At 74.1% G+C, this 274-nt stretch carries 1 pseudogene; it reads left to right on the top strand.

The features are described from left to right. Positions 1-219 (top strand): annotated as a pseudogene (locus ACKX14_RS15790) (hypothetical protein); the annotation flags it as partial. Between the last annotated feature and the right edge of the window lie 55 nt (positions 220-274).

The following is a 274-nucleotide window of genomic DNA, read 5'->3' as shown; positions in this document are numbered from 1 at the left end:
CCGGTGGCCCAGGGCACCCTCTTCGACGACGACCCCACCACGGTGAGCATGACCACCGCCGAGCTGGCCGCGGCCGCGGGGATCGCCGAGCGGGAGGTGGAGCGCCTGGAGTCCTTCGGGCTCATCGAGGGCCGCGCCATCGGCCGGGAGAAGGTCTACGAGGGCGACGCGCTGGCTGTCGCCACCCTGGCCGCCGCCTTCCTCGAGCGGGGCCTCTAGCCCCGCCACCTGCGCATGTTCAAGGTGGCGGCCGACCGGGAGGCGTCGGTCTACG

Origin of the sequence: Thermorhabdus hydrogeniformans (genome assembly GCF_049310025.1) — a bacterium.
In the GTDB taxonomy this organism is placed as follows: Bacteria; Bacillota; Thermosediminibacteria; order Thermosediminibacterales; family Tepidanaerobacteraceae; genus JBJYKD01.
This window is presented reverse-complemented; position numbering and strand designations above follow the sequence as displayed.